The sequence below is a fragment of the Amycolatopsis melonis genome, from assembly GCF_040064235.1.
GTDB classification, from domain to species: Bacteria; Actinomycetota; Actinomycetes; order Mycobacteriales; family Pseudonocardiaceae; genus Amycolatopsis; species Amycolatopsis melonis.
This window is the reverse complement of record NZ_JBDZYD010000005.1, coordinates 553,591-574,325: the sequence shown is the minus strand read 5'-3', so window position 1 is coordinate 574,325 and position 20,735 is coordinate 553,591. Positions and strand designations below refer to the sequence as shown.

Below are 20,735 nucleotides of genomic sequence, written 5' to 3'. Positions count from 1 at the left end.
CGACGTGGGCGGGCTCGGCTGGCCGCGCCGGGTCCTGGGCGAAGACGGCGGATCACAGGATTCTCCTTAGTAGCAAACGGTTTGCATGACGTGAGGAGTGATGCAGGCGGCATCGGCGAGGCACGGCCAGAGGGTGCCGCGGCGGCTCCAGCTGGCCGCGACGGCTTCCACTGCCAGCACCGTCCGGTCGGCGTGCCGCAGGGGGACAGTCGGTGCTGTCACAGCAAACTCCTTTCCCCGCGCACGGCGAGCCAGGTCGTGGTCAGCGAGGCGACCACGCTGATGAGGCGGTGCATCGCCTGGTCGCATTCGGTCAGCGCCGTTCCCGGCCCGCTCTCGTCGACCACGCCCGGCCGCCGCTGCGCGGTGGCGTGCGCGAGATAGCCGGCCTTGCCGCCGCCGACCAGGCGCAGCTTCCGGGCGCGGTCGGACAGCAGGAACTTCTTCAACGGCTCACGGCGGTCGATCGCGTAGTGCGTCACGGCGTTGATCGCGGTCCCCGCCAGCAGCCCCGGCCACGAGACCCGGGCACCGAGCACGCGGGTCACCGCGACCGCGACGGCGAGCTGGCCGACCGAGTACGACGCGACGTGGCGCGTGCACGCCTTCCGTCCGACCGCGCCGGGCTTGCCCTTGTCGCACGCGTCCTGGTCGTTTTGAAGGATTTGATCGCAGTAGGGGTGCACGTCCGAGAGCACAGCCTGCAACGCGGCGAACAAGGCCAGCGCCTTCACTGCCTCACCCGGCCGCCCCGTTGTAGACATGGCCAGCAGCGGTGCCGCGGTCGGGGCTATGGAAGCCATACGGGTTCCTCTCCGAGTGAGGTTGGGTGGGTATCCCGGCCGGCGACCCGCCGCCGAGCAGCAACGCCAGGAACGCGCTGGTGAACCAGATCAGCCAGCCGAGGCGGACGGCGGAGACGACGGGGCGGCTCGCGCGCACCTGCCAGAACCCGACCGCCGCGCAGAGGAGGAAGGCGATCACGCCGCCGTAGACGGGCAGGTACACCGCCAGGTGTCGGCGGACATGCGAACAGCCGCCGGTGTCGGATGGGGACAGGCAGGGCCCGCCGCGGAGGATCAACGCGCCGTAGCAGGCGAAGACCATCAACGGCGTGACGAAGACCAGGGCGATGAGGTGCGCGAGGAGGTCGGCCCGCTGCGACCGCGTGTCCACGATCACCGCCGCGTTCCCGTGCGAGGACGCCGTGCGAGGGGGAGCCCTGACGCTGCGGGTTGCAGCTGGAGCAGGTGATCGGTGCCGGTTTCGACCGCGAGCAGCTGCCCGCCCACGGGCAGGCCGTGATCGATGAGCCAGTCGAGTGCGGCGCGCCCAGCCGCCTCAAGGCGGGCCAGGACATCGGCGGCCTGGCCGTCCGGGCGGACCGCCGCCTCGACCAGCTCGGGCTCTTCGGCGAGGTTCTCGGGGTAGCCGTGTTCGCAGGCCAAGCAGATGAGGGCTCCGGCGAACTGGTACCCGTTGCTCGCGCGGACCAGTACACGCAGCTCAGGCGACAGCGTGGCGACGGTGGCCGTCATGGTCGTCTCCTTCGTCGTGGGTGGTGGTGGCCTGGCCTCGCGCTGCTTCGAGGCCAGGCCACCGGCCCGGGGGCTGCACCAGCGGGTGTTTCAGGTCCGCTGGGCGCCTGCTCCGGGGTGGCCGGTGAGTCGTGGACTCCCCGGCTGTCCTGGTGATGCAGGCTGTATCGCTGGTTCCGCCGTGGGACGGGCGGTCAGCCGGTGTGGTGGCGCGGGGTGCCCGATCCGGCAAGGGGGAGACCGTGCCGGGCACCCCGCCCGGCTCCTTGTGGGTGCCGGCCTCCCGCGCGCTTCTGGCGGGGGGATCCAGCAGCGCGCGGGAGATCAAGGGGGCGAAACGAGGTCGAACGACCGGCTGCGGCCGCTCAGCCGGGGTCGATGGTGGCGACGACTCCGGCGACGAGCGGCCCGCTCGCCGGTTCGGGTGCTTCCGCGCCGGCGGGGGTGAGCCGGATCGGGCCGTCGCGCCACCACAGGTTGGCGGGGACGACATCCGGCGGCGCGCCGGGAGCTGGTGGCAGGATCGTGGTTCCGGCGACCATCGCGCGGATCTCGTCCCGGGTGGCGCTGGCAGGGCGGCACGGGCCGCAGGTTCCCAGCGCGTCGCGAAAGCGGCGCACCATCGGGGTGATCTTGGGGTCTTCGGGGTCGTACAGGTGCGTGAGCACGACGAAGGATCCGGGCGGGAGCCGGGCGATGTGCTGCTGAGCCACGGTGATGGCGTCGGCCCGGGTGCCGGGGTGGTAGGAGAGGACTCCGCCGAGTACCAGGCAGATCGGCTCGTCGGCCTCGATCGGGGTGGGGTGGCTGGCCAGGCGATTCCAGACTGTGGCGGGGTTCAGCGGGTCGGCGTCCACGACGCGGACCGTCTGGCCGCTGTCCTCGTCGCCGACGAGTGCGCGCAGGTGCACCAGGACCACGGGCTCGTAGTCGACGTACCAGACGCGGGCGTCCCGGTTGTGTCGGCGGACGACATGCTCGAGTCGGTCGCCGTTGTCCGGGAGCAGTCCGGCGAGGGCGACCACCCATTGTGTGATGCCGCGGGCAGCAACGGCGCGCGCGGCGCGGTGCAGGAACGCGATTTCGGACCTGAACACGAAGGCGGCGTCCGGTACTGCCGCCTGCAGCCTGGCGACCCGTAACCGTTCGTATGCGTAGTGGTCTTTGCCGCCGAGCAGCGCGTTGTAGATGCGGGCGATCATGGGCTCGTCTCCGAGGGCATCGATTGGCCTGCGGGAGATGCAGCCGTCGGGCTGGCGGTCACACGGCGCCGTCATGACGCCTTCCCGTGCACCTGGGCCAGCAGACCGACGAGGACGTCCTCCAGCATCCGGGGCCAGTACTCGCTGTCGTGGTCGGGCCAGCCGATGCTGGCGGGATGACGGATCGGCTCGCCGTCGTGGTTGGTTGCGATGTAGGGGGCCGCGACGGGGCGGAGCGCGGAGGACGCCGGGCCTGGGGCGTGCTGTTGGTCGCCGGATTCGTTGGTGTGCACAGGTGCCTCGGGAGTGATCGGGTTGCTGAACTGGAGGAGCGCGCTGCACGGCGCTACCGAGGGTCGGTGGTCAGGGCTGATGCCGGCGGGCCGCGCGAGGATCGCGCGGGCCGTCGGCGCCGGGTCTCCTGCGAAAGCGCGCCCATACCCACGTCGGCGGGGAGCACAAGGTCAAGGCCAGGACGGCGGCGCTGACGACTCCGGGCAGCACTCTCTGGTACGGCAGGTAAAACTGGCCGATCCATATCAGCGCGGCAGACAGTGCGGAGCAGGCCCCCCGGTAGACGGCATGGACAGCCACGTTGGTCCGCTGTGTCCGTCCGCGCGGGCTTCGGCGTCGAGCGAGTGTTCCGGCGCGACGCTCGATGCGGCGCAGCCGCCGGGTGGTGGAAGCGGGCGCCAGGGCGTCCCACCGCGGGGATGCCGCTGTCGGCAACGCGGCGAGGAGCGTCATGAGCGTTCTGCCGGGAGCAGGCGGCAGGCCGTCGTTGGGGCTCGGCCGGAGTGATGCAGGCTGGATCACCGCGTCCTGCACTGTGGACGGTCCATCTCGGTCAGACAATGTGGACGCCTCTCCGGGAACGCCGTGGCATGGGGCCTCGGGGATGGCGGCGCATCGGGTAGATGAACTGCTCGTCACTGTCTGGAATCTGTACGGGCTCGTCGGATTCGAAGTCCAACCGGTGGTAGAGCCAAGCGGCCTGGGTGCTGCTGGCGTGCAGGGTGACCAGCGAGCCGTTCGGCTGCTGGTCGACCCGGCGGAGGTGGTGGGTTACCAGCGTGGTGCCGTGTCCCTGGCGGCGGGTCCTGGCGGCGAGCAGGTCGAGGTGATCGTGCGGTGAGTCCGGTGTGGTGCGCTGGAAAACGTCGTCGAGGGCCCGAAACCGGGGGTAGAGGTCGCCGGTGATCTGGCGGAGCTTGGCGTCGTAGCCGGGTGGATCGGTGACCTCGCCGCCGGGGTGCATGGACCACACCGCCGCAGCGTCCAGCTTCGCGTCCACCCGGATTCCGTCGACGCGTCCGCCTGACTTGAAGGCACCGGTGATCAGCAGGATGAACTGCTGGCGCAGCAGACTGGTCCGGAGCTTGTCGTTGTCGGGCACCAGCCATCGGGTGATCGCGATCTGGTCGGCGAAAACCGATGCGATCAGCTCGGCGATCTCCTCGGTGTCGTCTGGTCCCAGCTCGACGACCTCGGCGGGGGCGGTCATTTGGCCGCTCCCGTGTCAATGGTCGCAGTGGCTGCCGGGGGCCGGCGATGGCATAGGGCCCAGCCGACTCCGGCGAGGGCGACGGCGAGGTAGCTCAGCTGCACGATGCTCGGCAGCGTCGAGTCCGGTCCGACGCCGAACAGGACGTCGAGGTGGAGCAGCACGCTGCCCGCGATCGCGCCGATCACGAATACGGCGGCGACAGCAGCGGCCGCGCGACGGCGGCCGGTGGGACGCTGGCGCAGCAGGATGACGGCGCTGGCCAGGGCGGTTCCGGCGAGCAGGATCAGCACGCCCGCGCCCCCGGTTGTGCCGCCGAGATAGAAGAGGGTGGTGACAGGGTCGGCGCCGAGGACCCACACGATGACGATGGCGGCCAGCGCCAGGACGGTCTGCGCGAGCGAGGCGGTGACGGGGTTGCCGTACTTGCGGCTGACCTTCGCCAGGACGGCCGGGGCGGCGTGGTCGCGGCCGAGGTAGTAGCCGTACAGGGCGGTCGTGCCGTGGAAACTCAGCGCTCCGGCCAGGACGCTGCCCGCGAACAGGATTTCCACGATCGTGGCGCCCAGGTCGCCGAGGTGGGCCTGCGCGGTGGCGACGAACAGCCCGGCCGGATTGGCCTGGGCTGCGGCGACGACGCCGTCGACGCCGAGGGTCACGCTCAGCCCGGCCGAGGCCACGAAGTACAGCGCGGCGAGGACCACGATCGCGGCGATGCTGGCACGGGCCACGCCGCGGTGGCCGTCGCGTGCGTGGTAGGTGTGCACCACGGTCAGCTCGGTGCCGACGATGCCGAGAACCGCGAGCGCCAGCTGCGCGGCGATCACCGGCACGCCTGCGGTCAGCTGGTGCGGGTCGAACGCCGCGGCGAGCGGCTGGGTGTTCGCCGCCGGGTGGCCCCAGTTGGCGGCGCTGACCACGAGGATCATCGCCACCTCGCAGGTCACCAGGAACGTCAGGACGCGGCTGGCCACCTCGATCCGCAGCAGGCCGAGCCAGCCGACCAGCAGGACCGAGGCGATCGCGATGGCCGGCCAGGGCACGGTGACACCGAGCAGGTCCGACACCGGCGTGGCGAGGATGCTGCCGACCAGGCCGTACAGGCCGACGGTCAGCGCGGTGTAGGCGGCCACGGCGACCCAGCCCGCGCCGACGCCGAGGACCCGGCCCAGGCCGTGGCGGATCAGCGAGTAGAAGCCACCGCTGGCGTCCTCGGGCGGATACAGCCGGGATGCGCCGTGGTAACCGACGCAGAACAGCAGGTAGGCGAGCCCGATCAGCAGCCACAGCAGCGGGAAGTTGCCGCCGGTCACCGCGATCCCGACCGGGACCACTCCGGCGACCACGGTGGTCGGGGTGGCCGCGCCGATGACACGGCCCGCGATCGTGCGGGCGGGCAGGTTGCCGAAGGCCAGCTCGGCATCGCGCGGCCTGGTCGGCGACGTGGACGGTCTGCGGCGCAGACGAGGCAGAGGCAAGATCAGCTCCTTGCGGACGGTGGCGGGGGCGGTGCGGGCAGCGGTCGTGCTACAGCGGGATGGCCAGGTGGATCAGCAGGTCGTCGAGCGCGGCGAACAGCGGGTCCAGTTCGGCCGGAAGTGGCGTGGCCTCCAGCCGCGACGCGATGCGGGGATCCAGGTCCAGGGTCCGGCTGTCCAGGCACAGGGCCTGCAGGCCGCGCCACAGGATGGCCGCGGCGGGCGGCACCGCGGCCTGGTCGGTGACCTGGTGCTCGAGGTACTTGCGTGTCCAGCCGACCGGCAGGTAGCTCGTGAGGACGTGCCGGGGTTTCTTCCACCGCAGCCTGCTCTTTTCCTCCTGCGCGACGTCGGCCTCGACGAGGCGTCGCCAGACCAGCCTGGTGGCGCGGTGGTCGTGGGCGAAGTACCGGATCCACGGTCCGGCCGGCCGGGCGTGCGGCTGGGCCTGCAGGTCGGCCAGGACCTCGTTGACGGAAACGTCGTCGTTGTGGGCTCGCCGCTGCGGGTGGATCTTTCCGCCTGCGTCGATGCGGATCTGTCCGTGCAGGTACAGCTCGGCCAGGAGGATCGCGCCGACGACGTGCGCGATCCGGTCGCCGTCGCGGACCAGGGCCTGATACATGCTGTCGCAGTAGATGCCGAGCAGAGTCAGGTCTGCGATCGGCCGGTCAAAGCCGCTGTACCCCTCCGGCTGTCGGACCCGGGTGTCCTGGCCGTCGATCGCGGCCCGTCGTTCGGTCACGCGCGGCTGCGGCGGCAGTACGGCGGCGGGCGGGACCTCCGAGCGGGTTTCCTGGACCCGCGGTTGCGGGACCGTGCTCGGGCCGGGTGGCACCGGAACCCGGGGGAGCACGTCGGTGGTGGCATTGGCCAGCGCGAGAGCTGACCGCGGCAGCGGTAGCCCCCCGGTGGTCGGGTGCCGGACGGCGTGCCTGCCGCCGTGGGCATCGTCGACGGCCCGCGTGTTCGGTGCGCGTCCCCCGTGCCGAGCCCCCGGGGTGCGGCCGTTGTCGGAGGTGTCCACGGCGGGCCTCATCGGGTGACCTGGTCGATGAACATGTGAGCGAGGACGAGGACTCCGGTGACCGCGGCGCCGATGACCAGACCGCCCACGACGACCACGCGGAGGGCCTTGATGACGAACACGCAGATCGGCGAGGCCAGCGTGGTGCCGGCATCAGGTGCGGGCGGCGTGGCGGCGATGTGGCGGCCAGCGGTCATCTCGGTCCTCGCGTGGAGTGGCTTAAGCGGCATGGTCGTGCCCGGCTGCGGACAGTTCGCCGGTGGCGTCGGGCGTGATACGGGCTGCATCACCTCGGACCGCCGTTCCTCCCGTGGTCAGCGGGCGACGGAACGGCCGATGTCCGAGCGGTACAGCTCCAGGCTCGGGATGGACCGCGGCGGGGCGGCTGACGGCGTCCGCTGGATCCAGCAGTGGTTCCGTCGGCCACCGGGGGCTGTCGTCGACCGGCTCGCTGCGCCCCGCGGTGCCGGGCAGCTCGGTTGCCGGTGCGGTGAAGGCGGCGTTCCAGCAGTCCGGGCATTCGCCGTCCTGCGGGCCGTGGGCGCCATCGTCAGCGACGACTGCCCGGCACAGGCAGCCGCAGAGCGCCACGACGACGTACGAACCGGCCAACCCGAGGTCCACTGCATCCTGGCTATCCAGGCGATACGGCATTACGCCGCAGCGAACGCGGTGGCGAAGGGGTCGAAACACTCCAGGCGCGGTGATCAGCCCGTCTGCCGGAGCAGGCTCGGGAGTCCAGCCGTGCGTCATGGCCGCACCTCCGTAGCGGTGCGGGCTTGCCATTCCGGGTGACGGGCCGGTGCGCTGGCGGGCGCGGTCCGCAGCAGGGTGACGGCGGCCCGAAGATCGCACGTGGCTGACCAGGAGAGATAGCCGGTGGATGTCTCGCGGTCCGCGGCCGAAATGCCCGCGCTGATCACCAGGGTGTCGCGCGTGCCGTCGGGATGGACCCGCGTAGCCGCGAGAGCTGGCTCGCCGTCAACCTCTCCACCGACCGATTCCCAGCCAGGACCCTGAAGGAGATCGGCCAGCTCATCCAGCGTTTGGTCGCCGAGGTGGTCCCGGCCGACGCGGACCTGCTGGGCGTTGTGGTCTGGGTTTCGCGGTTGCTCCGGCCGGTCGCCGTGAACTTCGCGCAGCCGGGCAAGGATGGCGTGGACCCCCGCCGCCGCGGATGCGGGAGTGGCACGATCCGCGGCGGCGGGGAAATCAGGGAGGCGACGGGCGTCGGCTGCAAAGGGGACGATTCCGGTGCAGCAAGGTGATTCACTCGACACTGCGGTCACCTTCATCGAGCCGTTTGGCGTCCTTTTGGAGGTCCTCGCCGATATCGCACATCGCCATACCTAGCTCGCGCAGCTTGACCGCGAGTTCGGTGGACGACAGGGGAACATGCGTGATGCCGATGATCCGGCGCTGGAGGTTCGCCCCGAACTTGCGGGCTCGCGCTACCACCTTGGCGGTCGTGGAATCCAAGATGAGCCCTCCGAGTATCACGGGGTCGGTCTGGCAGCGACGGCCTTGACCGGCGCAAACGCGCGGTTGTGCACCGATTTGCACACGACGGCCTCGTTGGTGCACGCACGCACCAACCTGCCGCCGGACCGCTGACGCGGTGACCAGTAGAGTTCCGGAGGAGAGCCGCGGTCGAGGCATCGTCCGTACACCTCCGTCGGTGCGTGAATTTCGTTCGGTGCGCACCACTGTGCACCACGTGCACCAATCGCGCAATACAACGAATGGGTGCTGGTGTGTGCATCGCCAGGTCGACGGCTAGGCTTGGTGCATGGCGCGCACCAACACTGAGATCCCTGCGGCGACCAGCCGTCAGCGCACGCTTGCCGGTTTGCTTCGTACGGTCTTCGACCAAGCCAAGGCGCGCGACTCAAAGGTCACGATGCGGCAGCTCGCCACGCAGCTCGGCATACACCATTCGACCGTGTCTCGATGGCTCAGCGGCGAAGTGGTCCCCGACCCCGAACAGGTCTCAGCGTTTCTGGCGTGCCTCGGCGTGGTGGGCGACGAACGGGAAAAGATCATGCGCCTCGCACGCGGCCAGGCCAGTGCGGACACATGGGTCACAACAGGGCCGCCGGGAATTAATGATCAGCAGACCGCCGCAGTGGAATTGCAGAGCCAAGCGACGGCGATGATCGAATGGCAACCACTGGTCGTCTGCAGACTGCTCCAAACGGAGGCGTACGCCCGATGGGTCATCAGTAACAAGTATCAGAAGAAGATTTCCCGAGCCGAGCTTGAACACCGCGTCGCGCTCCGCATGGGTCTTCAGCACGCGGTACTGCGAGATGACGATAACGACGCGCTGCCTTTCTTGGCTATCCTCGGAATACCTGCGATCCGTGGCCGTATCGGCGCAAGCAGCGCTGACGGCCCCAACGCGATCATGCTCCCGCAGCTCAAGCACCTGGCAAGGGTTTGCCGTGACCGCAGCAACATCAAAGTACGACTAGTCGAGGTCGAAGGTGACTGGCACGGCGGTTTGCTCGGTTCATTCGTCGTGTACGAATTTGCACCACCGATGCCATCCATTGTTTGCCTGGAGCACCATCGCACAGCCTCGTTCGTCGACGACAGCACAGACGTCAAGGCGTACCACGACCTTCGGGATGAACTCCTCGCTCTGGCGTACGAAGAGGATGAGAGCCTGGCACTGATCGAGGCCGAGATTGAAAAGAGGGAGAAGACCCGTAGTGAATGACAGCTGCGACATTCCGCCGTGGATTACCTCTAGCTACACTGGCGAGCAGGGCAACTGCGTAGAGGTGCAGCTGCCGCAGGTCGCGGGGGTCCACGACTCCGTCGTGGGTATCCGCGACACGAAGAACCGTCGGGCCGGCGCACTGTACGCGCAAGTCGATACGTGGCGTGCGTTGCTTGCCCAGCTCGCTGACCGCCTCCGGGGGATGGCTCGCGCGATCGCAGCTGCGTCACCACCTCGCCCAACGACAGCACGCGCGTTCCACGCCGCTGCGGTAAGCGGGCAGCCAATCGACGACAAGGCACATATCCGGCACGCGCTCGACGTCTCCAAGGCCGAGTGGATCCGCGCCGAACCCAAGGGCGTACAGCTCGACGACTGCCTCGAGTATGCGTTTCTCGAACACTCCGAGGGCCGGAACTCCACCACCTACGTCGTGATGCGCCTGTCGTCAGCGCCAGATGGCCTAGTTCTCGTCTTCACGTTGTCGGAGTGGGATGCATTCGGCAAGGGGGTTATCGACGGCGAGTTCGACGTGCCCGAACACGTTCCGAGCGCCTGTTGATACACCGTTGCGATTGTGGTGTCACCATTTCCAGCCGAGGCGCCGGACGCACAGCGTCGGCCGGGCGATGGGCTGCCACACGAGGATGTCGCCGGTGATGTCGCGCTGGTGGGTCGTGCCGGTGACCTTGACGCCGATGTAGCCACCGCCTTGGAGGCTCGGCGGGTCGTCGGTGATGGTGAGGCTGGTGGGCGGGGCGACGGCGACGAGTAGCTGCCCGCCGAGAATGCTCGACGATTCTGGACAGGCCAGCTGTCCGGCGGCCTTGGCGTCGTCGTGGTTGAGCGCGTCGACGAACTGCTGAACAAGCTTCTTCGCCTCGGCCAGCTGTTCGGGGCTGCCCATGCGGATGGTGGTTTTTGCTGCGGCGGTGGTGGTCGGTTCGCTGGTGCTTGCGGGTGGTAGGACGGCGGCGGCGCGGGGTTCGTCGTGGTGCAGGAAGAAGCCGGGCGCGGCGAAGCCGGTGATCGCGAGGGTGGCAGCGAGCGCGCCAGTGACGGCGATGGCGACTCGCCGGCCCACTGATTTCCGTGGCGGTGGAGGTGGAGCGGAGCCAGGGAAGTTCAGCGGCTGGTAGGGCTGCTGGTCTGGCCAGGTCGGCGGGCCTGGCTGCTGGTTCGGATGCGTCATCGCGGCGTCCCCCATCACGATCAAATGCTGAGTTTGGTTGACAAACAGTCGTCGCAGCATACCCTGAAGGGGCGAATGTCAACCAAACTCAGCATTCGCGTATCCCATGCGGGCGTGACCTGGGGAGAGGCCGTTCGCGTGGGCGACCTCGGGGGAGTCCGCCGTGCGCTTGATGCTGCCGTTTTTCTGCGCCTTCGCCGCGCTGACGCTGGCCGGTTGCGCCGTGCCCGCGCCGCCGCCGTCGGCGCCGTCGAGTGCGCCGCCGATACAGCCTGCATCACCCGTTCCGGACGCGAGCGGCGTGCCGTTCGCCGAGGGAGTGGAGCATCCCGCGGCGACCGCGGCGAGGGAGTGGGCGCGGCGGTGGTGCGGATGGTCGTGGCGGGATCCGTTCGGGGCGCGTGAGGCTCGGGCCCGGGAGCTGATGACCGCGGCGGCCGGCCGGGCGCTGGTGGGTACCGCGGCCGACACGTGGCAGCGCGACGTCGTCGGCGCTCACGAGTCCGCGACGTGCTCGAGTCCGTCGGTGTGGCTGACCGACGGTCCGCGCGGCGACACCCGCGTGTACGTCGCGATCACCGCGCAGCGGACCGTGGTCTCCGACGACGGGCTCGTGTCGAGTCCGTTCCGCGACGACCGGCGGATGAGCCTGGTCGACGGCCGGTGGCTGGTCGACGTGGCCGTGGCGGGCGGGTGAGCGGATGGGACGCGTCCTCACCGCGATCGCCGCTGTCGTGGTCATCGTCGTCGCGGCCGCCGCGCTGGTCACCGTCGTGTTCACCAGCTCGTCGGCGGGGTCCGGCTGCGACGGCGGCCACGCGGTCAAGCACCTGACCGGCTCCGAGCTGGATATCGAGCAGCTGGGGATCGTGCAGGTGATCCTCGCCGCGGTCCACCAGCGTCAGCTGCCGGACCGGGCCGCGGTGATCGCGGTGGAGACCGGGCTGGTCGAGTCCGGGTTGCGCAACCTCGACCATGGCGACCGCGATTCCCTCGGGGTCTTCCAGCAGCGTCCGTCGCAGGGCTGGGGCACCCGGGAGCAGGTCATGGACCCGGTCTACGCGACCGGGCGGTTCCTCGATGCGCTCGTAGCGCTGCCCGGCTGGGAGTCGATGCCGCCGGGCGCGGCCGCGCAGGCGGTCCAGCGGTCGGCGTTCCCACAGCGCTACGCGCAGCGGGAGGCGGAGGCCGGCCAGATCGTCGCCGGGGTGCAGGGTCAGCTCGGCGGGCTGTCGGACCCGTGCGTCCCGCCGCACGAGGTCGACGCCTCGTCCGCGGTGCAGCGGGCGTTGGCGCAGCTGGGGATGCCCTACTGCTGGGGCGGCGGGACGACAGACGGCCCGACGCCGGGTGACGGGTCCTCGCCGCCGCCGTGCGGGCCGAACTCCCCGGGTTTCGACTGCTCGGGGCTGATGCTCTACGCGTTCGCCCCGAGCGTCACGCTGCCGCGGACCAGCCGCGAGCAGTACCAGGCCCCGGGCGGCACCCACGTGCCGCTGGTCGACGCCGCGCCCGGCGACATGCTGTTTTGGGCCCGCAGCACCGACGATCCGACCTCGATCCATCACGTCGCGCTCGTCGTGGCGCCCGGTCAGCTGGTCGAGGCCCCCGAGGACGGCAAGACCGTGCAGCAGCGGGCCTACAGCCTCGACAGCGCGGGGCTGATGCCCTCGGCCGTGCGGATGAGCCGATGACCGCGCCGAGCGCCCGGCCGCTGATTCAGGCTGCATCAGCGGCGGTGATGCAGCCTGAATCAGCCGCGCCGCGGCAGCTGGTCGTGGCCGGAGCGTCCGGCAACGTCGGCACGTCCGCGGTGGCGCGGATGCTCGACGCCCTCGACGCAGGCATGTGGCGCACCGACACGGTCGGCCCGCTGCCCGAACCCGACGTCCTGGTGACCGGGGTGTCGCTGCAGGCGATGGAACGCGCCCGGTTCGCGCTGGTGCTGCTGGCCCGCCTGGGGATCCGGCCTGTGCTGGTGGTCGTCGACGACGGCCACGGCCGCCCACCCGCGGACTCGCGGGCCCTGCTGACTTTCCTCCGGCCGCTGGCCCGCGCGGTCCAGCGGATGCCGTACGTGCGCGCGTGGCGGGCGTGCACCAGTCCCGGAGGTCTCACCCCGCCGTCCGGCCCGGCCCTGCAGGCGGTGAACCGGCTGCGCGCCGAGTTCGGCCTGGCTCCGGTGCCTTCACCGAAGAGGACACGCTGAGATGCGGCTGACACAGTTCGATGACCCGTTCTCGCCCGATCCGACGACGACGCAGTCGCCGTTTTCCGTGCCGGACCCGCCGCCGAAGGCGCCGCCGGGCCTGGAGGCCTTCGGGGATTTCGTGGTCAGTTCGCTGAAGTACTTCGGGATCATCGCCATCGTTGCCGGGTTCGCGCTGATCGCGATCATGATGGCGCTCGGCCGCCGCAACCGTTCCGAGTGGGCTGCGCAAGGCGTGCTTGGCCTGCCGTACGTCATCGGCGCGGTGCTGATTGTGGTCGGTGCCGGCGGGATCGTCCAAGGTCTGCTGACCGGGTGGCGGTGAGCTGATGTCGTGGAACGACACCGCCCCGCGTCGCCGCTGGCCCTTCGTGCTGGGCGGCGTACTCGTGCTGCTGGCGGGCCTGCTGGTCGCTTCGGTGGTCTATGCCGGGCAGCACGACGACCCGCCGCCGGGCGCGGCGGCTCAGGACGCTCCCGCCGAGCCGGAGCGGCTCTCGTGGGGTTCGATCAGCTGGGTTTCGCTCAACGGCACGCAGGTCCCGCTGTCGGCTGAGCACGGTCCCCGCGACAACAGCGGCGGGCTGGCGTCCGGGTTTACCCATGATCCGCAGGGCGCGGTGCTGGCGGCGGTGAACATCGCCACCCGCACCAGCGGCCTGGCCGGAGGGGAGGACGTGTTCGGCCCGACCATCGCCCGGCAGACCACCGGGGAGGTCGAGCAGTACCTGGCCGCCACCCAGCAGACCTACCGCGAAGCGCTCGGCCGCGGCGGCGCGACGGCGCCGGTGGTGATCGGCTACCGGCTCGCCGGGCCGAACACCGCCGACGACGTGCGGATCGACATCGTCGGGCGCCTGACCAACAGCAGCAACCCGCGGCTGCGGGCGCTGATCACCGGGACGTTGCGGGTCCGCTGGATCGGCGGTGACTGGCGGCTGGTCGTGCCCACCGGCGCGGGCCGGCAGGTCAAGGCGGTCCCGCCTGGGTTCACCCCGATGCCGGGCCAGCGGCTCGCGCTGGTCGGCTGAGGACAGGGGAGGCGGAGGTCGATGTGCTCGATCTGGGCGAACCTGTTGTCCCAAGGCGCCTGCCAGGTCGTCGAGTGGACCGGTGACCTGGTCGCCGACGGCGCCAAGAGCGTCGCGGGCTCGGCGCTGCAGGGCGCCGCGGACTCGGCGGGCCAGTCGGCGGGCCAGCTGATCACCGTCAGCCTCGGCTGGTGGACTTTCCAGTCCTCAGTGGACTTCGGGTCCCCGGCGATCCGGCTGATCCAGCAGTACACGATGCCACTGTCGGTGATCATGCTGATGGCGGGGGTGATCCTCGCGGCAGCGAGGACGGCGCTGGTGCGCCGCAGCGAGCCGCTGACGAATCTGGCAGTCAACCTCTTGGTCTTCTTGGTGCTGACCACCGCCGGGGCCGGGTTGCTCGGCGCGTTGCAGGCCGGAGGCGATGCGTTCAGCGCGTGGATCATCGCCGAGGCGGGCGCGAATTTCGGTGAGCGGTTCGCCCAGGCGGCCACGTCCAGCTACTCCGGCGCGTTCGGGGTCATCCTGATTTCGTTGCTGTGCATCGTGATCTCGTTCGTGCAGTGGGTACTGATGCTGTTCCGCAACGCGGCGCTGGTGCTGCTCGCCGGGAGCATGGGGTTCGCGGCGGCGGCCTCGACGGTGCAGGGCCGGACGGATTCGGCGAAGCGGGTGGTGACCTGGGCGGTCTCGATTCTGCTGTACAAGCCGATCGGGGCGCTGATCTACGCGGCCGGGTTCACCACGATCTCCGAAGGCGGGTCCCTGCTGGTCATGCTGCAGGGAGTGGTGATCCTGCTGATGGCGATCATCGCGCTGCCGTTGCTGGTCCGGCTGTTTTCCTGGACGTCGGCGGCGATGCCCTCGGGTGGCGGTGGCGGGATCGCCGCGGCCGCCGGGATCGCCGGGATGGTGCTGGCCCGCCGGCCGGGTGGCCGCGGCGCCAGCAACGCCTCGGGCCCGGGGGAGGACGGCGGCGAGACCGATCCGGGCGAGATCGCCACGACGGCGGGGCAGGAAGTCCTCGACCACACACAGGCCATGGACACCGGCGGGCCCGGCACGGGCGGCGGCCGGGACACCCCGGTGAACGCCTCCGACCCCGCGGATGCGGCCGACCCGGGCGGCAGCAGCAGCACCGGCGGGACCGGCGAGGGCGCCACGGGCATGACCCAGCAGCTTCCGCTGTCGGGCGAGGGCGAGAACTCCGCGAGCGGCGCCGCGGCCGCGGCGGCAACCGGCGGTGCGGCCGGAGGCGCGGACTCGCCGACCTCGAGTGGCGCTGGGCTGCCAGGGGCAGAGCAGACCGGCGCGGCGTCGACCGTCTACGACACCGCCCAGGACGCGACGGCCGCGGCCACTGTGCCGCCGGAGCCCACGAGCCGGGACGAGCCGTCATGACGACCGCGACCGCGGCGGCCGATACAGGCTGCATCACCCACGGGGGCACGACATGAGGACCTACGGGGCCTGGCGCAGGCGCAGAGGTTTCGAAGCGCTGGGGCTGCCGGCCGCGCATCTGGCGTGGCTGCTGAGCGCGATCTGCGTTCCGATGGTCATCGCGCTGGTCGACGCCGCCGCCGGGGCCTGGGCGATGATCCCCGGTGTCGTGGTCGTGGCCGCGGTGCTGGTGCGGTCGGACCGGACACCGTGGGTGGTGCTGCTGGCCCGCCGCTGGATCTGGCACCGCGCGTACCGGCGGGGGATGACCTCGTACCGATCCGAGCTGGTGACCCGCGTGGCCGGGGCGCCGTACCTGCCAGGTCCGCTGGCGCCGCTGGAACTGCTCGCGGTCCGCCAGGTCACCGGCGACCGGGCTGGCTGGATCTGGGACCGGCGCGGCGGATTTCTGACCACGCAGGTCCGGCTCGGCTCGACCGGCACCCTGCTGGCGGACGAGGCGTCCGCGGACAGCTGGGTCGCGGCACTGGGTGCGTGGCAAGCCGGGCTCGGGCACGTGCCGGGCGTCCGGTCGGTGGCGATCGTGGTGGACACCGGCCCGTCGTCGGTGTCGCGGGTGCGCGATTACGTCGCCGAACATGCTGTCGACGACGCTCCTGATCTCGCACGTCGCCTGATGGCCGACGTGCTCGCAAACCTGCCCGCGCAGACCGCGGAGATGCACGTCTGGGCGGCGGTGACGCTGGATCCGCGGAAGCTGCCGACCCGGCCGACCACGATGGCCGAAGCGACCGCCGAGGCGTCGGTGACCCTGACCGGCATCGTCGACGGCCTCAACTCGGGCGGGGTCCGGGTGCTCGGCCGCGCCACGCCCGCCTGGACAGCTGCCCGGATGCGGGCGGCGTTCGATCCGGACACCCGCGGTCAGGTCGACCGGGACCAGGCGGGCGAAGCGGAAGTGGGCTGGCAGCAGGCCGGGCCGCAGGCCGCCACCGAGCACTGGGATCACCTGCAGCACGATTCGGGCTGGTCGGTGACCTACGCGTTGCGGGAACTGCCCGCGTCCCGGGTTCGGCACGACGTCCTGCGCAGGCTGATGGCCCCGGGTGCGTGGCCGCGGCGCGTCGCGCTGCTCTACCGCCCGTACCCGGCGGCGCTGGCCGCGGCGGTGGTGGATGCCGAGCTGCAGGCCGCGACGGTGCGCCAGACCGCCGCGCGCAAGGCCCGGCGGGACTTCTCCGTGCGGGAACAGGTCGATGCGGCGCTGGCCACCGCGACGGCGGTGGAGCAGACACGCGGCGCTGGGCTGGGCGAGCCGGGCATCCTGGTGACGGTCACAGCCGGGGACAAGGCCGACCTGCCGGCGGCGTGCGCGGATCTGGAGAGCCGCGCACGGGGCGCGCGGTTGCGGCTGCAGCGGATGTACGGCGCGCAGCTGCTGGGGTTCGCCGCGACGCTCGGCGTCGGCGTCGACCCGTACGAGCTGGCCAGCCGGACACCGGGGCGGTCGAAGTGAACGGCGGCGTCACCTCAACGAGCAGCGCGGCGATCCAGCCTGCATCACCGGCCGGGGAGCCAACACCGGGCGCAGGCGCGGCCGCGGAGCTGGCGGCCGAGCAGGCCGGCGCGCTCCGGGCAGCGGGCTCCGGCTTGCCCGCGGAGTGGATCACCGCGCGGGACAAGCCGATCCCGCCCGCGCTGGGCTGGCGGATCCGCGGGGCCGGGCGCTCGCCCCTCGCGCCGAAGCTGCCGCGCTGGGTCGGCACGACCGCGCAGCTGGCCGGCCTCTACCCGTTCGTGCTCTCGGCGGGCACGCCGGATTTCGGCGTGCCCATCGGCGTCCACCAGATCACGCGGGAACCGGTGTGCCTGGACGTCGGCGAGTACCTGCGGCGCGGGCTGGTGACCAACACCGCGACCTACCTGACCGGCGAGCCAGGCACCGGCAAGAGCACCATCGGCAGGCGCCTGATGTGGGGGTTGTCGCTTTTCGGCGTCGGGGTCATGGTCCCGGCCGACCTGAAAGGCGAGCATCGGCTGCTGGTCGAAGGCCTCGGCGGGACCTGCGTCACCCTGGGCCGGGGCCTGCATCGGATCAACCTGCTCGACAGCGGCCCGCTCGGCGGCGTGCTGGAGGAGGTGCCGGCGGCCGAACGCGCGCGGCTGCGGCAGGAGATCCAGACTCGCGCGCTGACCCTCACCGAGGGCGCCTTGACGATCAGCTCCGGTCGGCCGCTCAACGACACCGAACGGCTCGGCCTGGCCCTGGCCTACGAGCTGTTCTTCCGGCGGCGGCCGAAGGACACCCCGACTCTGGCGGACCTGCTGCGGATCTTGCAGGAAGCACCCGAGGAGATCCAGGCGCCGCTGCACGCGGCCGACACCGACGAGTCGAAGCGGATGCTGCGGCCGCTGCTGGTGCGGCTGCAGCTGATCCTGCGCGGGCCGCTGGCCGGGTTGTTCGAGGGCCAGAGCAGTTTCACGATCGATCCGCGCACCCCAGGCGCCTGCCTGGATCTGTCTCGCCTGGTGGCGGGCGCCGACGACGCCGCGGTGGCGATCGCGATGCTGGCCGCCTGGGGCTGGTCCTCGGCGCTGATCGACGCCGGCCAGGTCACCGGCCGCCGCCGCACCTGGATCCAGTTTTTCGATGAGTTCTGGAGAGTCCTGCGCGCGGGCTCGGGCATGGTGGAGATCGGCGACCAGGCCGGGCGCATCGGACGCCAACGCGGCGTGCAGGCGGTATTGGCCTCGCACGCCGTGGCCGACTTCCTCGCGCTCAAAAGCGAGGAGGACAAGGCGAAGGCGGCCGGGATCATCGCGCGATGCTCGACGGTGATCGTCGCCGCGCAGCCCCAGTCCGAACTGGACGATCTCGCGCGGATCGTGCCGTTGACCCAGCCGGAGATGGCGCTGATCCGCTCCTGGGCCGCGCCGCCAACCTGGAACGGCGAGAGCCAGCACCCGGGCCGCGGCAAGTACATGCTCAAGCAGCGCGAACGGATCGGGATGCCGATCCGGATGCTGCTGGCGGGCTCGGAGCGCCCGTACCACGACACGGATCAGGCCTGGCGATGAGCACCACGCCGCCGGGACCGCGAGACGACGCGCTGATCGGCTGGTTGTGTATCGGCGCGGTCCTGGCCGTCGAGGTGGCCGCGGGGTTGCTGTGGGTCGCCCAGGGCGTGGTCACGCTGGTGACGGGCGACGGCTGGTCCCCGCCGGCGTTCCGGTGGGGGATCGGCCCGATCCGGGACGTCGCCGCCGCGCATCCGGACACACCGCGGGTTGCGGTGCTGATCGTGTTCGGCGTGCTGCTGCTCGCGGCCGCCGCCGGGGTGATGCAGGCGGCATCGCTGATCCGGCGCACGATCCAGCGGCGCCGTCGCCTCGCCGAGGCCGTCGCGGTGAACCGGCGCGCCGACGTCACGGAAATGACCGCCGGTGCTCGGGCCATCGAGAACGCGCGGCTGCATCCGGGCCTGACGCCGCCGCCGGGCAGCCGCCCGGACGTGCGGGACGTGCTCGGCATGGTGCTTCCCGCGGGGCCGGAGATCTTCTCCGGGTGGGAGGACGTCGAGATCGCGTGGATGGCGCCGCGGTCGGGGAAGACGACTGCCCGCGCGATTCCGCGGTTGCTGGGCGCCCCCGGGGCGGTGGTGGGCACCGCGAACCGCCCGGACCTGTACCGGGGGACCTGGCGCTACCGGGCGGGCCTGGGCCGGGTGTGGCGGTTCGACCCGCAGCAGATCACCCGCGCGCGGCAGAAGTTCTGGTGGAACCCGCTGCGGCTGGTCACCGACGACGGGTCGGCGCGGCAGCTGGCCGCGCAGTTCGTGCAGGCGATCAGGCCCAACGGCGGTGACACGTTCTGGGCCGACAGCGCCGCAGATCTGCTGTCGGCGATGTTCCTGGCCGCGTCGCTGAGCGGTGCGTCGATGCGCGAGGTGTGGCGTTGGCTCAACGCCTCGACCGACGACCGGCCGGTTCAGCTGCTGGATGACCACGGGCTCGGCCCGGTCGCCGAGAGCCTGCGCAACACCGTGTTCCTGCACCAGGAGACCCGGGATTCGGTCTATCAGACAGCCCGGACGGGGGCGAGCTGCCTGCGCAATCCGCGGGTGCTGAAGTGGGTGACTCCGCAGCCGGGGCTTCCGGAGTTCTCGATGATCGACTTCGTGCGGTCGACCGACACGATGTATCTGATGTCCAAGGACACCGCGGGCGCGGCCGCGCCGCTGCTGGCGGGGTTCATGGACCAGTTGTTCGACACGGCCCAGGAGGAATCCGAGCGGCACGGCGGCCGGCTGCCGGTTCCGCTCACCGCGGTGCTGGACGAGGTCGGGAACATCTGCCCATGGGACCGCCTCGCCAAGGTCGTGTCCTTTTCCGGGGGGCTGGGCATCTCGATCAGCGCCATCCTGCAGTCCTGGGCCCAGGGCGTGAAGGTGTGGGGCGAGGTCGGGATGGAGATGCTGTTCGGGGCCTGCACGGTCAAGGTGTTCGGCGCGGGCATCGATGACGACAAGCTGCTGGCGCGCATCTCGCAGGCCGTGGGCAAGGCCGACGTCGTCCGGATCTCCACGACCCACGGGAAGGGTGGCCGGTCGGACACCACCAGCGCCGAGTTGCGTGATGTGCTGCCGCCGGACTCGGTGCGGGCGATGGAGAAGAACACGGCGCTGGTTCTGGCGACCGGCCGGCGGCCGGTGATGGTCCGGCTGGTGCCGTGGTACGAGACGTCCTACCGTGACGTCGTCGAGCAGTCGATCGCGGAGGCCGACCGCGAGCTGGCCGCGTTGCTGGGCCAGGCGGTGCCGTGATGCAGGCTGGATCGGGCAAGAAGCCGCCACCCCCGAAGTGGGAACCGGCCGATCTGCTGGCGTGGCTGGAGACCACGCTGTTCCCGGTGTACCTGCGGCCGCTCGGCCGTCCGGGAATGCGCTGGTGCAGCCGCTGGTGGGCGCACGCGGAAGCGTGGGCCCGCTTCGCCGCGTGCCATCGCGCGTGGCAGGAGCTGGCCGCGCAGCCCGGCATCGGGCTGTCGGTGTGGCATCGCGATCATCTGGACCCGATGCTCACCGCGCTGCTCGGCGAGAACGGCCCGTTCGCCGCGTGCACGCCGCGCTCGCACACCGACCCGACGCGGGCCCGGCACGTCCAGCCGACCCGGTACGACGTCGAGGAGATCCCGCAGGAGAACCCGAAGCCGCCCTGATGCAGGCTGTATCAGGGCGTGCGGGAACGTCCCTCCGCGGATTTGCGCAGTATGGCCGGATTCCTTTGCGGCAGCGTCGGAGCCGGGCTCGGTGTTCGGCAGTGATGCAGCGATGGGCCGCCGGAGTAACTCCGGCGGCCCATCGCTTCTCACCTCATGCGGTCGCAGGCGGCATTCCCCCGAAAGTAAATAAAAAGGGAAACTGCTGCA

The 20,735-nt window shown here is 71.0% G+C and carries 25 protein-coding genes; 13 read left to right on the top strand and 12 right to left on the bottom strand.

Features of this window, described 5'->3' with window-relative positions; translation table 11 throughout:
• Nucleotides 1-66: 66 nt before the first annotated feature.
• From ABJI51_RS16745 to ABJI51_RS16700, 10 genes are all read right to left on the bottom strand, one after another.
• On the bottom strand, nucleotides 67-222 hold the full coding sequence (locus tag ABJI51_RS16745; protein ID WP_348951788.1) for a hypothetical protein: 156 nt from the start codon (nucleotides 220-222) through the stop codon (nucleotides 67-69).
• Nucleotides 219-734 (bottom strand): hypothetical protein, encoded by a 516-nt coding sequence (locus ABJI51_RS16740; protein ID WP_348951786.1) that lies wholly within the window; start codon nucleotides 732-734, stop codon nucleotides 219-221. Before ABJI51_RS16740 ends, ABJI51_RS16745 begins: the two co-directional genes overlap by 4 nt.
• 4 nt (nucleotides 735-738) lie before the next feature.
• Nucleotides 739-1,182, bottom strand: coding sequence for a hypothetical protein (locus ABJI51_RS16735; protein WP_348951784.1), 444 nt, complete (start codon nucleotides 1,180-1,182; stop codon nucleotides 739-741).
• Nucleotides 1,179-1,538, bottom strand: a complete 360-nt coding sequence (locus tag ABJI51_RS16730; RefSeq protein WP_348951782.1) for a hypothetical protein — start codon at nucleotides 1,536-1,538, stop codon at nucleotides 1,179-1,181. Before ABJI51_RS16730 ends, ABJI51_RS16735 begins: the two co-directional genes overlap by 4 nt.
• Nucleotides 1,539-1,903: 365 nt before the next feature.
• A complete protein-coding gene (locus ABJI51_RS16725) occupies nucleotides 1,904-2,740 on the bottom strand; it encodes an SAM-dependent methyltransferase (RefSeq protein ID WP_348951780.1) in 837 nt (278 codons plus the stop codon).
• A gap of 71 nt (nucleotides 2,741-2,811) precedes the next feature.
• Nucleotides 2,812-3,033: a hypothetical protein gene (locus tag ABJI51_RS16720; RefSeq protein ID WP_348951778.1), complete on the bottom strand. Its 222-nt coding sequence runs from the start codon at nucleotides 3,031-3,033 to the stop codon at nucleotides 2,812-2,814.
• 554 nt (nucleotides 3,034-3,587) lie between these two features.
• A complete protein-coding gene (locus tag ABJI51_RS16715) occupies nucleotides 3,588-4,244 on the bottom strand; it encodes a hypothetical protein (protein ID WP_348951776.1) in 657 nt (218 codons plus the stop codon).
• Nucleotides 4,241-5,722, bottom strand: coding sequence for an APC family permease (locus ABJI51_RS16710; protein WP_348951774.1), 1,482 nt, complete (start codon nucleotides 5,720-5,722; stop codon nucleotides 4,241-4,243). The genes ABJI51_RS16715 and ABJI51_RS16710 overlap by 4 nt, the downstream gene beginning before the upstream one ends.
• Nucleotides 5,723-5,771: 49 nt before the next feature.
• Nucleotides 5,772-6,761 (bottom strand): GPP34 family phosphoprotein, encoded by a 990-nt coding sequence (locus ABJI51_RS16705; RefSeq protein WP_348951773.1) that lies wholly within the window; start codon nucleotides 6,759-6,761, stop codon nucleotides 5,772-5,774.
• Nucleotides 6,758-6,946: a hypothetical protein gene (locus ABJI51_RS16700; RefSeq protein ID WP_348951771.1), complete on the bottom strand. Its 189-nt coding sequence runs from the start codon at nucleotides 6,944-6,946 to the stop codon at nucleotides 6,758-6,760. The genes ABJI51_RS16705 and ABJI51_RS16700 overlap by 4 nt, the downstream gene beginning before the upstream one ends.
• Before the next feature lie 750 nt (nucleotides 6,947-7,696).
• Here ABJI51_RS16700 and ABJI51_RS16695 point away from each other — a divergent pair.
• Nucleotides 7,697-8,017, top strand: coding sequence for a hypothetical protein (locus ABJI51_RS16695; RefSeq protein ID WP_348951769.1), 321 nt, complete (start codon nucleotides 7,697-7,699; stop codon nucleotides 8,015-8,017).
• A gap of 1 nt (nucleotide 8,018) precedes the next feature.
• Here ABJI51_RS16695 and ABJI51_RS16690 read toward each other — a convergent pair whose 3' ends face one another.
• On the bottom strand, nucleotides 8,019-8,228 hold the full coding sequence (locus ABJI51_RS16690) for a hypothetical protein (RefSeq protein ID WP_348951767.1): 210 nt from the start codon (nucleotides 8,226-8,228) through the stop codon (nucleotides 8,019-8,021).
• A 310-nt stretch (nucleotides 8,229-8,538) separates the two neighbouring features.
• Between ABJI51_RS16690 and ABJI51_RS16685 the strand changes: the two genes are divergently transcribed.
• Entirely contained in the window at nucleotides 8,539-9,471 is a 933-nt protein-coding gene (locus ABJI51_RS16685; RefSeq protein WP_348951765.1) for a helix-turn-helix domain-containing protein, read from the top strand.
• On the top strand, nucleotides 9,464-10,036 hold the full coding sequence (locus ABJI51_RS43570) for a DUF397 domain-containing protein (RefSeq protein ID WP_431605617.1): 573 nt from the start codon (nucleotides 9,464-9,466) through the stop codon (nucleotides 10,034-10,036). Before ABJI51_RS16685 ends, ABJI51_RS43570 begins: the two co-directional genes overlap by 8 nt.
• Nucleotides 10,037-10,057: 21 nt before the next feature.
• Here the strand turns inward: ABJI51_RS43570 and ABJI51_RS16670 are convergent, their stop codons facing one another.
• Nucleotides 10,058-10,726 carry a hypothetical protein gene (locus ABJI51_RS16670; protein WP_348951764.1) on the bottom strand — a complete coding sequence of 223 codons (669 nt, stop codon included), beginning with the start codon at nucleotides 10,724-10,726 and terminating at the stop codon, nucleotides 10,058-10,060.
• Between the two features lie 103 nt (nucleotides 10,727-10,829).
• On the opposite strand from ABJI51_RS16670, the gene ABJI51_RS16665 reads away from it, so the two are divergent.
• The 10 genes from ABJI51_RS16665 to ABJI51_RS16620 are packed head-to-tail and all read left to right on the top strand — an operon-like array spanning nucleotide 10,830 to nucleotide 20,525.
• A complete protein-coding gene (locus ABJI51_RS16665; RefSeq protein WP_348951762.1) occupies nucleotides 10,830-11,363 on the top strand; it encodes a hypothetical protein in 534 nt (177 codons plus the stop codon).
• Between the two features lie 4 nt (nucleotides 11,364-11,367).
• The gene (locus ABJI51_RS16660; protein WP_348951760.1) at nucleotides 11,368-12,360 is read left to right on the top strand and encodes a C40 family peptidase; all 993 of its coding nucleotides are present in this window, start codon (nucleotides 11,368-11,370) and stop codon (nucleotides 12,358-12,360) included.
• Between the two features lie 47 nt (nucleotides 12,361-12,407).
• Nucleotides 12,408-12,875 (top strand): hypothetical protein, encoded by a 468-nt coding sequence (locus tag ABJI51_RS16655; RefSeq protein WP_348951758.1) that lies wholly within the window; start codon nucleotides 12,408-12,410, stop codon nucleotides 12,873-12,875.
• 1 nt (nucleotide 12,876) lies between these two features.
• Nucleotides 12,877-13,200, top strand: a complete 324-nt coding sequence (locus ABJI51_RS16650) for a hypothetical protein (protein WP_348951756.1) — start codon at nucleotides 12,877-12,879, stop codon at nucleotides 13,198-13,200.
• 4 nt (nucleotides 13,201-13,204) lie between these two features.
• Entirely contained in the window at nucleotides 13,205-13,906 is a 702-nt protein-coding gene (locus ABJI51_RS16645; protein ID WP_348951755.1) for a DUF8175 domain-containg protein, read from the top strand.
• A 21-nt stretch (nucleotides 13,907-13,927) separates the two neighbouring features.
• A complete protein-coding gene (locus ABJI51_RS16640; protein ID WP_348951753.1) occupies nucleotides 13,928-15,307 on the top strand; it encodes a hypothetical protein in 1,380 nt (459 codons plus the stop codon).
• Between the two features lie 52 nt (nucleotides 15,308-15,359).
• Nucleotides 15,360-16,823 carry an SCO6880 family protein gene (locus ABJI51_RS16635; protein ID WP_348951751.1) on the top strand — a complete coding sequence of 488 codons (1,464 nt, stop codon included), beginning with the start codon at nucleotides 15,360-15,362 and terminating at the stop codon, nucleotides 16,821-16,823.
• Nucleotides 16,820-18,385 carry a hypothetical protein gene (locus tag ABJI51_RS16630; protein ID WP_348951749.1) on the top strand — a complete coding sequence of 522 codons (1,566 nt, stop codon included), beginning with the start codon at nucleotides 16,820-16,822 and terminating at the stop codon, nucleotides 18,383-18,385. Before ABJI51_RS16635 ends, ABJI51_RS16630 begins: the two co-directional genes overlap by 4 nt.
• Complete coding sequence (locus tag ABJI51_RS16625) at nucleotides 18,382-20,130, top strand: type IV secretory system conjugative DNA transfer family protein (RefSeq protein WP_348951747.1); 1,749 nt, start codon at nucleotides 18,382-18,384, stop codon at nucleotides 20,128-20,130. Before ABJI51_RS16630 ends, ABJI51_RS16625 begins: the two co-directional genes overlap by 4 nt.
• The gene (locus ABJI51_RS16620; protein WP_348951746.1) at nucleotides 20,130-20,525 is read left to right on the top strand and encodes a DUF4913 domain-containing protein; all 396 of its coding nucleotides are present in this window, start codon (nucleotides 20,130-20,132) and stop codon (nucleotides 20,523-20,525) included. Before ABJI51_RS16625 ends, ABJI51_RS16620 begins: the two co-directional genes overlap by 1 nt.
• The last annotated feature ends 210 nt before the right edge of the window (nucleotides 20,526-20,735 follow it).

What these genes read in the sequence shown, in the direction of transcription:
- ABJI51_RS16730 (WP_348951782.1), bottom strand. Translation starts at nt 1,538, where the DNA reads ATGACGGCCACCGTCGCCACGCTGTCGCCTGAGCTGCGTGTACTGGTC.
- ABJI51_RS16725 (WP_348951780.1), bottom strand. Translation starts at nt 2,740, where the DNA reads ATGATCGCCCGCATCTACAACGCGCTGCTCGGCGGCAAAGACCACTAC.
- ABJI51_RS16715 (WP_348951776.1), bottom strand. Translation starts at nt 4,244, where the DNA reads ATGACCGCCCCCGCCGAGGTCGTCGAGCTGGGACCAGACGACACCGAG.
- ABJI51_RS16705 (WP_348951773.1), bottom strand. Translation starts at nt 6,761, where the DNA reads ATGAGGCCCGCCGTGGACACCTCCGACAACGGCCGCACCCCGGGGGCT.
- ABJI51_RS16700 (WP_348951771.1), bottom strand. Translation starts at nt 6,946, where the DNA reads ATGACCGCTGGCCGCCACATCGCCGCCACGCCGCCCGCACCTGATGCC.
- ABJI51_RS16695 (WP_348951769.1), top strand. Translation starts at nt 7,697, where the DNA reads ATGGACCCGCGTAGCCGCGAGAGCTGGCTCGCCGTCAACCTCTCCACC.
- ABJI51_RS16685 (WP_348951765.1), top strand. Translation starts at nt 8,539, where the DNA reads ATGGCGCGCACCAACACTGAGATCCCTGCGGCGACCAGCCGTCAGCGC.
- ABJI51_RS16670 (WP_348951764.1), bottom strand. Translation starts at nt 10,726, where the DNA reads ATGCTGCGACGACTGTTTGTCAACCAAACTCAGCATTTGATCGTGATG.
- ABJI51_RS16660 (WP_348951760.1), top strand. Translation starts at nt 11,368, where the DNA reads ATGGGACGCGTCCTCACCGCGATCGCCGCTGTCGTGGTCATCGTCGTC.
- ABJI51_RS16655 (WP_348951758.1), top strand. Translation starts at nt 12,408, where the DNA reads ATGCAGCCTGAATCAGCCGCGCCGCGGCAGCTGGTCGTGGCCGGAGCG.
- ABJI51_RS16650 (WP_348951756.1), top strand. Translation starts at nt 12,877, where the DNA reads ATGCGGCTGACACAGTTCGATGACCCGTTCTCGCCCGATCCGACGACG.
- ABJI51_RS16645 (WP_348951755.1), top strand. Translation starts at nt 13,205, where the DNA reads ATGTCGTGGAACGACACCGCCCCGCGTCGCCGCTGGCCCTTCGTGCTG.
- ABJI51_RS16640 (WP_348951753.1), top strand. Translation starts at nt 13,928, where the DNA reads ATGTGCTCGATCTGGGCGAACCTGTTGTCCCAAGGCGCCTGCCAGGTC.
- ABJI51_RS16635 (WP_348951751.1), top strand. Translation starts at nt 15,360, where the DNA reads ATGAGGACCTACGGGGCCTGGCGCAGGCGCAGAGGTTTCGAAGCGCTG.
- ABJI51_RS16625 (WP_348951747.1), top strand. Translation starts at nt 18,382, where the DNA reads ATGAGCACCACGCCGCCGGGACCGCGAGACGACGCGCTGATCGGCTGG.
- ABJI51_RS16620 (WP_348951746.1), top strand. Translation starts at nt 20,130, where the DNA reads ATGCAGGCTGGATCGGGCAAGAAGCCGCCACCCCCGAAGTGGGAACCG.